Here is a 12,199-nt window from a genome sequence, read left to right as displayed (position 1 = left end):
CATCAGGCAACCGGGGCGGCAGTGCCGCTCCGGCAACCCAAAGGGCAAATGGAATGAGAGTTATGGACAAGGGCCGCGGGTCGCGCCGCCCCATTCTGTTCGGATGGCTGGCGCCGGGGCTCGACGAGGCCGAAGGCAGTCTGGCGCGTCGACGCGCATCCGCGAGCGTTTTGGCGCTGGCCGCTGCAATCGTCGGAGCCGGTCCGGCGCGCGCCCAGCAGGCGGAAGATCAACCGACACAGGCCGCGACCGCCGGTACCGAGGCCCAGCAGGGCGAGGATGCCGGCGTCACCATGCTCGGCCCGCTCGTCGTGACGGCGACGCGCACGGCGCGCGACGTTTACGAAAGCCTCTCCGCGTCGAGCGGATTGTCTCGGGAGCGCCTGGAACTCGAGGTCCAGGGCGGATCGGTCTCTGATATCATGCGCCTGATCCCCGGTGTCACCACGCAGACCGAGGCGGACGACCCCGGTACCGCGATCAACATACGCGGCATGCAGGATTTCGGCCGCGTCAACGTGCTCATCGACGGAGCCCGTCAGAACTTCCAGAAAAACGGCCACGGGGCCAACGGCACCTTCTATCTCGATACCGAGATGCTGAAGGCGGTCGACGTCACGCGCGGGCCGGTGTCTTCGGTCTATGGCAGCGGCGCGATCGGCGGTGTCGTGAGCTTCACCACCATCGACGCCGACGACGTGCTCGACGAGGGCGAGACCATAGGTGCGCGGCTGAAAACGGGCGCCCAATATAACGGTCTCGGCGGTCTCCTGCATGGCGAGGCCGCCGCGCGCTTCACAGACGCGTTCGACCTGGCCGGTGCCGCCACGTGGCAGAAGTTCGACGACTACAGTTCCGGCGACGGGACAAAGGTCCAATCGGGGCAGGATTTGCTGTCGGGCCTGCTCAAGGCGCGGATCCGTCCCGACGAAGCGCAGGAGATCACGCTCTCCGGCATGCGTTACCACAACGATTTCGACAACGTCTCAGGCCCCACGCGCAGCACCACGGCAATCGCCGACACTCTCACCGCCGGTTACCGCTACACGCCCGACAACCCCTGGTGGGACTTCAGCGCCAAGGTCTATTACACCGGCACCACCTTCGATCAGGTCAATGCAACAGGAACCGACATAGGCGCCGAGAAGTCCTACGCGGTCGTGACCCCCGGCTTCGACGTCTTCAACACCTCGCGCCTCGACACCGGTCCTGTCAGCCATGAACTGACCTATGGCGGCGACCTCTTCCGCGACAAGGTCAATACCGAGGACCCACTGAGCACGAGCGACGACCTGACGCCTTCGGGCCGGAGGCTGGCCTATGGCGCTTTCGTGCAGGATCGGGTGACCTATGACGGCTGGCTCGAGGTGATCGGGGCGGTGCGCTACGACGCCTACAGCCTGTCGAACGAGACGATCTCCAATGGCGGCAACCGCATTTCGCCGAAGCTGACGGTCGGTCTCACGCCTTGGAACCCGGTGACCTTCTACGCCACCTATGCCGAAGGTTATCGCGCGCCGGCAATCACCGAGACGCTGATCGAAGGTTTCCATCCGGCGCCGGTGAACGGCCGTTTCTTCCCCAATCCCAACCTTCGCCCCGAGATTTCCCGGTCGATCGAGGCTGGCGTCAATCTCAGGCTCGACGACGTCTTCATGGGCGGCGACCGGCTGCGGATGAAGGCCGGCGTGTTCCGAAACAATGTCGAGGATTACATCGACCAGGTCTTCATCATGTTCCCGATCCCCGGCGGTTACCAGTATCAGAACGTCGCCGAGGCCCGGATCGAGGGTTTCGAGATCGAGGGCAGCTACGACACCGGCGACTACTTCGCCGAACTGTCCGGACAGGTGATGAACGGCGTCAACCTGGCCACGGGCGGTCAGCTCCAGAAGGTGCCGCCCAATCGCGTGGTCACCACGCTTGGCTTCCGCGCCTTCGAACAGGCGCTGACAGCGGGCGCGCGCCTGACCGTCGTGGGCGCCAAGAGCGACGCCGGCTCTACCGGCTTCGTCGGCGAGGCCTATCAACTCGTCGACCTCTTCGCCCGCTGGAAGATCAACGAGCAGGCGAGCGCCGACCTCGCGCTGAACAACATCTTCAACCGCCAATACACGCAATATCTCGATGCCGACCCCAGCCCGGGCTTCAACGCCAAGCTGTCGCTGACGGTGAAGTTCGGCAGCGACCAGCTCTGAACTGGCCCGGAATACGAAAGGAGAAAGACGATGACGCTCACGATTACGCTGAACACGACCTCCGATTCGCCGTCCGGCGTCAATTTCGATACCTATTTCGCGAGCTACTTCGCTACGCTTGTGCCTACCGGCTGGCCTTACATCCTCGGCGGAGCGAGCACTTTCGAGGGCAGCCAGATCGTCCTTCTGGACAAGGTCGCGACGAATCCGGCCGATACAAAGGCGATCGTCGTCGACGGCAGCGACATCAAATATTACTTCAACGGCCATACGCTGAGCGGAACGCTGACCACCGTCCGCCTCTCGACGCTCGGAGGCTCCTACAACTCCGACGGCTCGTTCGATCTCGACGCCAGCGGGCGCATCACCGGCGTGTCGACCGCGATCGAAATCAGCGGCCTCTCCATCTCCAACGCCTATGGCGTGCGCGGTCCGATGCATGACACGGTCAACGGCCTGATGGGTGGCGGACATGACGGCGGCCGGTCTGATCCGACCTTGCTCAAGGATTACATCTGGGCGGAGGCCCACAATGTCGTGGGGTCGGCCGGCAACGACGTCTATAACGGCACGCGCTTCAACGACACAGTTCGCGGCAATGCCGGCAATGACGTCCTCGGCGGCGGCCTCGGCAACGACCTGATCGAGGGCGGCGTCGGCAACGACACGCTGAACGGCGGTGCCGGCAACGATCGTCTGGTCGGAGGGCTGGGCAACGACATCTACTATGTCGACAGTACCGGGGACGTCGTGGTGGAGGTTGCTGGCCAGGGCGCGGATCTTGTGATCTCGTCGGTGAGCTACACGCTGGGCTCCAATCTGGAGAACCTGACCCTGAGCGGTTCGGCGCTGGCCGGCGTGGGCAACACGCTCAACAACGTCATCACGGGTAATGCGCTGGCCAACACGCTGAATGGCGGCACAGGGGCGGATCGCCTGGTTGGTGGCGCCGGCAACGATACCTATGTCACCGACGGCGGCGACACGATCGTCGAGTCGGCCAATGCCGGCACCGACACCGTGCGGTCTTCGGTCAACTACACGCTGGGCGCCAATCTGGAGAACCTGACCCTCATCGGCTCGGCGCTGGTGGGCGTGGGCAACACACTCAACAACGTGATCACGGGCAATGCGCTGGCCAACACGCTGAACGGCGGCACGGGGGCCGATCGCCTGGTCGGCGGTGCCGGCAACGACACCTATGGCACCGATGGCGGCGACACGATCGTCGAGGCGGCCAATGCCGGCACCGACACGGTGCGGTCTTCGGTCAACTACACGCTGGGCGCCAATCTGGAGAACCTGACCCTCATCGGCTCGGCGCTGGTGGGCGTGGGCAACACGCTCAACAACGTGATCACGGGCAATGCGCTGGCCAACACGCTGAACGGCGGCACGGGGGCGGATCGCCTGGTCGGCGGTGCGGGCAATGACACCTATGTCACCGATGGCGGCGACACGATCGTCGAGTCGGCCAGTGCCGGCACCGACACGGTGCGGTCTTCGGTCAACTACACGCTGGGCGCCAATCTGGAGAACCTGACCCTCATCGGCTCGGCGCTGGTGGGCGTGGGCAACACGCTCAACAACGTGATCACGGGCAATGCGCTGGCCAACACGCTGAATGGCGGCACAGGGGCGGATCGCCTGGTCGGCGGTGCGGGCAATGACACCTATGTCACCGACGGCGGCGACACGATCGTCGAGTCGGCCAGTGCCGGCACCGACACGGTTCGGTCTTCGGTCAACTACTCGCTGGGCGCCAATCTGGAGAACCTGACCCTTACCGGTTCGGCGCTGGTCGGCGTGGGCAACACGCTGAACAACGTGATCACGGGCAATGCGCTCGCCAACACGCTGAACGGCGGCACGGGGGCGGATCGCCTGGTCGGCGGTGCCGGCAATGACACCTATTATGTCGACAACGCCAGGGATGTCGTCGTCGAGGTTGCGGGCCAGGGCACCGACCGCGTGATCTCGTCGGTGAACCATACGCTGGCCACCTATGTCGAAAACCTGACGCTCACCGGCTCCGCGGTTTGGGGCACGGGCAACACGCTCAACAATGTCGTCGTCGGCACTGCGGGCAACAATGTGCTGTCCGGTGGCTGGGGCAACGACACGCTGACCGGCGGCGCCGGCTCCGACACCTTCCTGTTCAACACTTCGCTCAACCGGACGACCAATGTCGACCGCATCACCGACTTCAACGTCGCGGCCGACACGATCCGGCTGGACAATGCGGCGTTCAAGGGACTGGCCGAGGGCTGGCTGGCGGCTGGTGCCTTCCATACCGGCGCGGCGGCGGCCCACGCGCAGGATCGCATCATCTACAACAAGGCGACGGGCGCGATCTCCTTCGATGCCGACGGCTCCGGTTCCGGCGCCGCCATCCACTTCGCCACGGTCTCCGCAGGCCTCGCGCTGACCAGCGGCGACTTCTTCGTGATCTGACCGCAAGACAACAGAACCGGTCGGCGCGCGGGGGCGATCGAGCCGTGGGAGCGCGTCGGGCGGGGCGCGTCCGGTATCCCGCGCCATCGGTTCCGACCGAGCGATGGGCCGGTGCCGCCGTGTCCCCACGGTACCGGGAATGGTTCTGCGGCGGCTTTGCCAAAAGATGCACGGGATGGCTTGGCAATTCGCCAACTATCGACTAGATCAGCCCCGCGCCGCTTCGCTTGTCAGCCGGCGGCGCATGCGGAGAGGTGGCCGAGTGGTTGAAGGCGCACGCCTGGAACGCGTGTATACGGGAAACCGTATCAAGGGTTCGAATCCCTTTCTCTCCGCCAGCCCCGCCGATAGCGTCCCTGGCGCAATGTCCCGCAAGATGGCCAGGCAAGACGCCGCCGTTTGCCCCCGATCAGTGGCCTGGCGTCTGTCATCCGAGGCTGCCGGCGAACCGCTCGGCCAGCCGGTCTCGTTTGAACACCTCCGCCACGAGATCGACGAACGCCCTCGTCTTGGCCGGCAGCAGGGTGCGTGAGGCGTAGTAGAGGGAAATTGCGCCCGCATCGGCATACCACTGCGGGAGAAGGCGGATGAGGCTGCCGTTCTCTAACTCCTGAAGGACATCGGGCACCGCGAGCATCGTCACGCCGAGACCGAGCCTTGCGGCCTTACGCATCGCGGCCGGGTCGTTGACGACGACGGTTTCGGGCAGCATCGCCATCATCTGCGTTCTCGCCGCGTCACGCATGGACCAATGACGGATCCGGCCGGTTCTGAGGGACCGCATGACGATGCCGTCGAACTGCGAGAGCCCTGCCGGATCCGTCGGCGGTGTGCGTTCCGCCATATAGGCCGGTGAAGCGACGGCGATGATATGCGCTGGCGCCAGAGTGCGGGCCACAATGCCTGGCGCCAGATCGAAGCCTCCGCCGATCGCCGCGTCATAACCCTCGGCGACGAGATCGACCGGCCGGTTCTCGAAATGCCATTCCGGCCGGATGAGCGGGTATCTGCTGAGCAGTTCCGGCAACAGAGGCAGGATATGGGTGACGCCGAAGGTGGGACTGAGGCTGACCTTCAGTACGCCCATCGGCTCCGAGGCTCCGGACGAGGCGTCGGCGATCGCCTCCTGCAAGGCTTCGAGGCTGTCGCCGATCGACTGGAGGAACCGTTCGCCCGCTTCGGTCAGGACGAGCTTGCGGGTGGAGCGCTGGAACAGCCGCACCCCCAGATTCCGCTCCAGCATGGCCACGTTCCGGCTGACTGCGGCTGGCGTCAGCGACATGCGCCGAGCGGCGCCCGAGAAGCTGGAGGCCTCGGCGCTTCTGACGAAACTTTCGAGATTGGCAAGCGTCTCCATGTTACCTTCAATGATCACTTGAAATTAGCTCAAGCCATTACCCGCTAATCGCATGGAAATAAACAGGCCATCTTCTCTCCGTCGAAACCCGAACGGAGTGAAGTCCATGACCCAGCATGCCCGTCCCCTGGCCGGCAAGGCCGCCCTCGTCACCGGTGGTTCGCGCTCGATCGGCGCGGCCATAGCAAAAAAACTTGCTGCGGATGGCGCGGCGGTCGCCATCACCTACAGCGCGTCGCCCGACAAGGCTCGCCAGGTCGTCGCCGACATCGAGGCGGCGGGCGGCAAGGCCTTCGCCATCGAGGCCGATGCCGGCAATCCCGATGCGGTCCGGGCCTCTGTGGCGAAGACTGTCTCGGCGTTCGGCGGCCTCGACATTCTCGTCAACAATGCCGGCCTCGGACTCGGCGGCTCGATCGAGGATGTCACCTTCGAGGCCTATGAGCGGATGATAGCCGTCAATGTCACGGGCGTGTTCGTTGCGACCCAGGAAGCGGTTCGCCATATGAAGCCGGGAGGGCGCATCATTCAGATCGGCTCGTCGATGACGCGCTATGCCGCCTTTCCGACCGCCTCCCTCTACACCTTGACCAAGGGGGCGATCACCGGCTTCAACCGCAGCCTCGTGCGCGATCTTGGCCCGAAGGGCATCACCGTCAACACGGTTCATCCCGGCCCGACCGATACCGACATGAACCCGGCGGACGGTCCGGTCGCCAAGATGGTCGGCCCGGGCATGGCGATCGGCCGCTACGGCCAGCCCGCCGAGATAGCCAGCGTCGTCGCCTTCCTGGCAAGTCCTGACGCGGCCTTCGTCACCGGCGCGGACATCGTCGCCGACGGTGGCCTCACCGCCTGATCACCCGAACCCGAACACGAAAAGGACGAACCCCATGAACAGCATCGGGATCATCGGCGCGGGCAATATCGGTCGCGCCTTCGCAACGGCTCTCGCCAACAACAACATCCGGGCCACGCTTGCCAACAGCCGTGGCCCGGAAAGCCTGAAGGATGTCGTCGCGGCCATCGGCCCGACCATCGAAGCCGGCACCCGCGAGGATGCGGCCTCGAAGGACATCGTCCTCGTCGCCGTGAACTGGTCGAAACTGCCGGCCGCGCTCGCCGGCCTGCCGGACTTCGAGGGCCGCGTCGTCATCGACGCCAACAATCCCGTCGAAGCCCCGCTGTTCAAGCCCGCCGAACTGAACGGCCGGCTTTCCAGCGAGGTCTTCGCCAGCCTCGTCCCGGGTGCGCGGGTGGTGAAAGCCTTCAACCACCTGCAACCGCATTTGCTTTCGGGCGATCCCCGCGCCGAAGGCGGCAGGCGTGTCCTGTTCTATTCCGGCGACGAAGCCGGAGCGAAGGCGGAAGTCGGCGCGCTGATCGACAGGCTCGGCTTCTTCGGCATCGACCTCGGGTCGATCTCGATCGGTGGGCGTCTCGTCCAGTTCCCCGGCGGACCGCTCCCGGCGCTCAACCTCGTGAAGTTCGGCTGATCGAACATCGCCTTCGCATGAACGCAGTCTCTTCCAACCGGTGGCCGCGACCCTGAAGGGCATGGCCACCGAAAGCGAACCGCCACCATGTTCACGGCTGTTCTCCATGCTCGGCGCCATCGCGATCTCGTCGACCTGAGCCGACCCGTCTCGCTCCCCGGCTAGCTCTCGGCGTCGCCGAGCCGCGGAAAACGGAGCGGAATGATCGCGAATTTGAGGAGGAGAAGCAGCATCAGGCCTGCGAGGATCCAGAACGGCAACGCCTTGTCCCATTCGTAGAGGGCCGTGCTGACGGCCGGCCCGATAACGAAGCCGATGCCCTGAGAGGCCGAGACCAGCCCCGCTGCCACGCCCTGGCTGTCGTGGCCGGCGGCCAGCGACGCTCCTGCCATGACGCCGGGCAGGAGAAAACCGGCGCCAAGACCAAGAAGCGTATAGGCGAGACAGTAGGACAGGGCGTCGGCCATCGACAGCAGGAGAAGCAATCCGGCGATCCAGAGACCCGCCCCGGCAAGGACGAGAATGCGCGGCGAGAACCGCAGAAATCCGACCTGCAGCAATTGCACGACAAACATCGCAGCGCCGACAAGGGTCAGCGCCAGGGAAAGCATCCTGGCGGCGGCGCCGGTATCCAGGCCGAGCCTGTCCTGAAAATAGAAGCCGGCGCTGATCTGGGTCGTTGCAACAGCAACCCAGAGCAGAATGCCGGCGAAAAGCCAGGGCTGCAGCGCGGCGGAAAACACGCTGACATTATGCGCCGGGGCCCGCGGTTTTGCCGGTTCCGTCTTCAGGAGGAAGGCGGCGACCATGGCACCGAGGACGCAAAGCGCAGTCGCGGCAAACAGCGGCAAGATGATGCCGTGGGTCACCAGAAGGCCACTGACGGCCGGGCCGACGATAAGCCCCAGGCCGGTTGCCGCGCCGATGATCGCCATGCCGCTCGAACGTTCCCGGGCGGTCGTGATGTCGGCCATCAACGCCTGAGCGCCCGCCGGAACGGCGGACAGGAATGTGCCGACAAAGGCGCGGGAGGCAGTCAGGGCGATGAATAGGGCGGTCACCGTCAGACTTCCGCTCAAGCCGGTCTGCACGGCAACGGTGAAAAGCGCGAAGCCGACGAAAATGCCCGCAAAGCCGGAAACGATGGCTGCCTTGCGCCCGTAGCGATCGCTGACGGTGCCCCACAAAGGTGCTGTGATCACCATGGCCAGCGAACCGATCGACAGCATCAGACCGCCTTGGCTGACGGAAAGATGCAACTCGCGGATCAGCGGCGCGAGAATGGGCAGCATCAACGTTGTTGCCAGGACGGACAGCGCAATGCTGACCGCGAGAATGAGCTTTGTGCGGTTCATGGAGGTCTCTCTTGTCGCGAGGCTTGAATATGTGACGAATCTTTCACATTTTGTATTCGCATTCGAACTGCAGCCCGGCGAGTCCTCCAAATGGATGTAAATCCACGCAAAATTCCCCGGCAGGCGCGCGCATGCGCCACCGTCGAGGCGATCATCGTCGCAACCGCTCAGCTTTTGACGGAGCAGGGATTCGAAACCCTCACCACCGCACGAGCCGCCGGGCGCGCAGGGGTGAGCGTCGGTTCACTCTACCAGTACTTTCCCAACAAGCAGGCGCTTGCGGCCGCGGTTGTCGATCACTACGGCGAGAAATTCGCCACGACCTTTGTCCGGGCGATCGAGGAGGGTTCACGCGGGACGCTGAGGGAAAGCGTGGACGCGATGATCCATGCGGGGCTTGTCTCGCATCCGCACGGGCCCGAACTCCACAGAACGCTGATCGAGGTTGCCAGGCGGGTGGCGCGCGACGAAAAGAACGCTGAGATCAGCAGCAGGATCGCCAGGACGATCGAGAAGATACTGGCGGGGCATCGTGAGGAGATAGCACCGGATCTCGACCTCGCGGATGCGGCGGCGCTCGTCGAAACCGTTCTCGAAACGGTCGCTCACCGCGCTGTTGAAGGACATCCCGTCACCATCGCCGGAGACATGGCCGGCCAATGCCGCAGGCTGATCCTGGCGTATCTGACAAGTCCGGCACGCGGTTGAGACGTTGCCGTGCCCGGAAAGCAGGTGTCGATTCGCCGGTTGCCGCAGGCAAATTCCGTTGGCTTGTGCTTCTTGTCCAGCAACTCGTGACAAAGCGGGTGCCCACCGGCGGTCGATGAACGCAGCGTGCCGCCTGGCGGCGCGCCGGCCGCTCATTCGGCCTGAACGCATCGATCAGCGCCTGACCAGTCGGGACACCGACCATTTCCAAGCTCTGCCACAGCGCCCGCACACGCGGCACGTTCAACCCGGCGAACGCCGTCCGATGCCTGGAGAGCAACAACCGGAACAGAGGACCCTCACCAGCGGCCATTTCCAGCAGCCGCGCTTCGATCGACATCACAATCCGGTTGACGAAAGCGGCCTTGCGCATGCCTTCTAGGCGGTACCCACGAACAGGGCCGCGACACCGGCGTCACCGGATAGTCCACAGGGAGCAATGACATGACAGCACACAAGACCATCAAAGCCGCTCTGCTCGGCCTGGCCGCGCTCAGCCTCGCCGGCACGGCGCAGGCCGACCAGCTCGCGGACGTCAAGGCCGCCGGCAAGATCGTCACCGCGACCGATATGCACTACGCGCCCTTCGATATGCTCAAGGACGGCGTCTATGAGGGCATGACCAAGGATCTGTTCGATCAGGTCGCCAAGGAAATCGGCGCCGAGCCGGTCTATCAGGACATTCCCTGGACAGCCGAACTGCCGGGCCTCGAGGTCAAGAAGTTCGACATCGTGATTGCGCCGGTGACGATAACGCCCGAGCGGCTGGAACGGTATACCTTTACCCTGCCGATCGCCGACGCGACCGTCTCGCTCGTGAAGGCCGCCTCCAACAACGACCTGACCAAGCCCGAGGACATCAAGGGCAAGACCGTGGGCGTGCAGCAGGGCACTGCCCAGTTCAAGCAGCTCGAAGCCTATGGCGAGAAGCTCGGCGGCGTCACCGTTAAGGAATACGGCACCACGGATGAAGCCTATGCCGATCTGGCCGCGGGTCGCCTCGACGCGGTTGCCGGTTCGCTGCCCAACCTGACCTATCTCGTCAAGAACCGCCCGGAGACGTTTGCCCTCTTCACGCCGGCACAGTTCGGCGAACAGAAATATTTCGCCTGGGTGCTGCGCAAGGAGGCCGACAGCGAGAGCTTCGCCAAGGCCATCAACGACGCAATGCTGAAGATGACCGACGACGGACGCATCCAGGCCATCCAGGAGAAGTGGCTGGGCAGATACACCGAATTGCCGCGCGAAGTGCCGATGAAATAAGCGGATTGCGGGCGGGGTCCTGTCCGCCCGCGCCCCTTCCGGCAAGGCGAGGCGCGTATGTTCTCCATCCCGGTTTTCCTCGAGAGCTTCGTGCCGCTTTTGTGGGCGGCGCGCTTTACCTTGCTGATCTCCGTGCTGGGGATCGGGCTGGGTCTGGTGATCGGCACGCTGATCTGCGCCGCGCGGCTGTCGCCCTATCCCGCGCTTCGCCGCTTTGCCGCGCTATGGGTCAGCTTCCTGCGCGGCGTGCCGCTTCTGGTGCAGCTGCTGGTCTTCTACTACACCTTGCCGGTGGTCGGTCTGGACGTGCCGCCGATGTTCGCGGCCGTGGTGACCGTGGGGGTCTGCGCCAGCGCCTATATTTCGGAGATCTGGCGCGGTGCGATCACGGCACTGCCGAAAGGACAGGCCGAGGCCGCCGCGGCCATCGGCATGAGCCCCTTCGACGTCTGGACCAGGGTGATCCTTCCGCAAGCCGTCGCGCTGTCACTGCCTGCCCTGATCAACGAATTGATCTTGCTCGTGAAGGCCTCGTCGCTGGTTTCGGTCGTCGGCATCCTGGAAATCACCCGCGCCAGCCAGGCTCAGGCGGCGACCACGTTCCGTCCGCTCGAGGTCTATATCGCCGCCGCCTGTATCTATCTTCTCATCAATCTGTGCCTGGCCGCGCTCGGTCGGTATCTCGAGCACAGGACGGCCGTGTGATGGATTGGAGCATCCTGCAGCATTACGGCCCATCGCTCCTGCGAGGCTTCGCCTTCACCATCCTGTGCTGGGCGCTCGGCACCGTCTTCGGCATGGCGCTCGGTTTGCTCATCGCGCTCGCCCAGCGCTATGCGCCCCGCTGGGCGGGGTGGGCCATTCAGGTCTATATCGAGGTGATCCGCGGCACGCCGTTCCTCGTCCAGCTTTTCGTGCTCTATTATGGCGGGCCGCTCATAGGCCTGCGCCTCGACGCGCTGCCGGCGGGCCTGCTAGGATTGACCGTCTATGGCAGCCCCTATTTCGCAGAGATCTTCCGCTCCGGCTTCCGCGCCGTTCCGACAGGGCAGATCGAGGCCGCGCGCGCCATCGGCATGACCGAGATCGATATCGTGCGCCGCATCATCCTGCCTCTCGGCCTGGTGTCCGCCCTGCCGGCGCTGGTGAACTTCTCCATCATCCTCACGAAGGAAACCGTGATCCTGTCGATCATTACCGTTCCGGAGCTGCTCTATCAGGTGCAGCGCATGTCCACCGAGACGTTTCGCTACGTCGAGGCCAACCTGGTTCTGGCGCTGTTCTTCTGGGGCCTGGTCGAATTCATATCGCGCATCGGCCGCCGGCTCGAAGCGCGCATCACCAGTCACCTGGTTGAAAGGACCTGAG

The 12,199-nt window shown here is 64.5% G+C and carries 10 protein-coding genes and 1 tRNA gene; 9 read left to right on the top strand and 2 right to left on the bottom strand.

All coding sequences use genetic code 11. From position 1 onward, the window contains the following. The first annotated feature begins 53 nt into the window (after positions 1-53). The 3 genes from JN280_RS00875 to JN280_RS00865 all read left to right on the top strand — a co-directional run bounded on the left by JN280_RS00875 (position 54) and on the right by JN280_RS00865 (position 4,990). Positions 54-2,198 (top strand): TonB-dependent hemoglobin/transferrin/lactoferrin family receptor, encoded by a 2,145-nt coding sequence (locus tag JN280_RS00875; RefSeq protein WP_202309667.1) that lies wholly within the window; start codon positions 54-56, stop codon positions 2,196-2,198. A gap of 30 nt (positions 2,199-2,228) precedes the next feature. Continuing rightward, on the top strand, positions 2,229-4,652 hold the full coding sequence (locus JN280_RS00870) for a calcium-binding protein (protein WP_202309666.1): 2,424 nt from the start codon (positions 2,229-2,231) through the stop codon (positions 4,650-4,652). 248 nt (positions 4,653-4,900) lie between these two features. Beyond that, positions 4,901-4,990 (top strand) — tRNA-Ser (locus JN280_RS00865). Positions 4,991-5,079: 89 nt separating this feature from the next. Here the strand turns inward: JN280_RS00865 and JN280_RS00860 are convergent. Further along, a complete protein-coding gene (locus JN280_RS00860; protein WP_202309665.1) occupies positions 5,080-6,009 on the bottom strand; it encodes a LysR family transcriptional regulator in 930 nt (309 codons plus the stop codon). A 106-nt stretch (positions 6,010-6,115) separates the two neighbouring features. On the opposite strand from JN280_RS00860, the gene JN280_RS00855 reads away from it, so the two are divergent. Together JN280_RS00855 and JN280_RS00850 are read left to right on the top strand one after the other, a co-directional pair. Continuing rightward, entirely contained in the window at positions 6,116-6,868 is a 753-nt protein-coding gene (locus JN280_RS00855; protein WP_244742760.1) for a 3-oxoacyl-ACP reductase family protein, read from the top strand. Positions 6,869-6,902: 34 nt separating this feature from the next. Then, positions 6,903-7,505, top strand: coding sequence for an NADPH-dependent F420 reductase (locus tag JN280_RS00850; RefSeq protein WP_202309663.1), 603 nt, complete (start codon positions 6,903-6,905; stop codon positions 7,503-7,505). A gap of 161 nt (positions 7,506-7,666) precedes the next feature. Here JN280_RS00850 and JN280_RS00845 read toward each other — a convergent pair whose 3' ends face one another. Next, positions 7,667-8,860, bottom strand: coding sequence for an MFS transporter (locus tag JN280_RS00845; protein ID WP_202309662.1), 1,194 nt, complete (start codon positions 8,858-8,860; stop codon positions 7,667-7,669). Positions 8,861-8,950: 90 nt separating this feature from the next. On the opposite strand from JN280_RS00845, the gene JN280_RS00840 reads away from it, so the two are divergent. The 4 genes from JN280_RS00840 to JN280_RS00825 all read left to right on the top strand — a co-directional run bounded on the left by JN280_RS00840 (position 8,951) and on the right by JN280_RS00825 (position 12,198). Continuing rightward, positions 8,951-9,568 (top strand): TetR/AcrR family transcriptional regulator, encoded by a 618-nt coding sequence (locus tag JN280_RS00840; RefSeq protein ID WP_202309661.1) that lies wholly within the window; start codon positions 8,951-8,953, stop codon positions 9,566-9,568. Between the two features lie 444 nt (positions 9,569-10,012). After that, complete coding sequence (locus JN280_RS00835) at positions 10,013-10,831, top strand: transporter substrate-binding domain-containing protein (RefSeq protein WP_202309660.1); 819 nt, start codon at positions 10,013-10,015, stop codon at positions 10,829-10,831. A gap of 57 nt (positions 10,832-10,888) precedes the next feature. Further along, entirely contained in the window at positions 10,889-11,536 is a 648-nt protein-coding gene (locus JN280_RS00830; protein ID WP_202309659.1) for an amino acid ABC transporter permease, read from the top strand. Continuing rightward, positions 11,536-12,198, top strand: coding sequence for an amino acid ABC transporter permease (locus JN280_RS00825; RefSeq protein WP_202309658.1), 663 nt, complete (start codon positions 11,536-11,538; stop codon positions 12,196-12,198). Before JN280_RS00830 ends, JN280_RS00825 begins: the two co-directional genes overlap by 1 nt. Position 12,199 lies beyond the last annotated feature (1 nt).

This window comes from Mesorhizobium sp. L-8-10, from assembly GCF_016756635.1.
In the GTDB taxonomy this organism is placed as follows: Bacteria; Pseudomonadota; Alphaproteobacteria; order Rhizobiales; family Rhizobiaceae.
The sequence above is the reverse complement of the archived record's forward strand: the minus strand, read 5'-3'. Positions and strand labels throughout refer to the sequence as shown.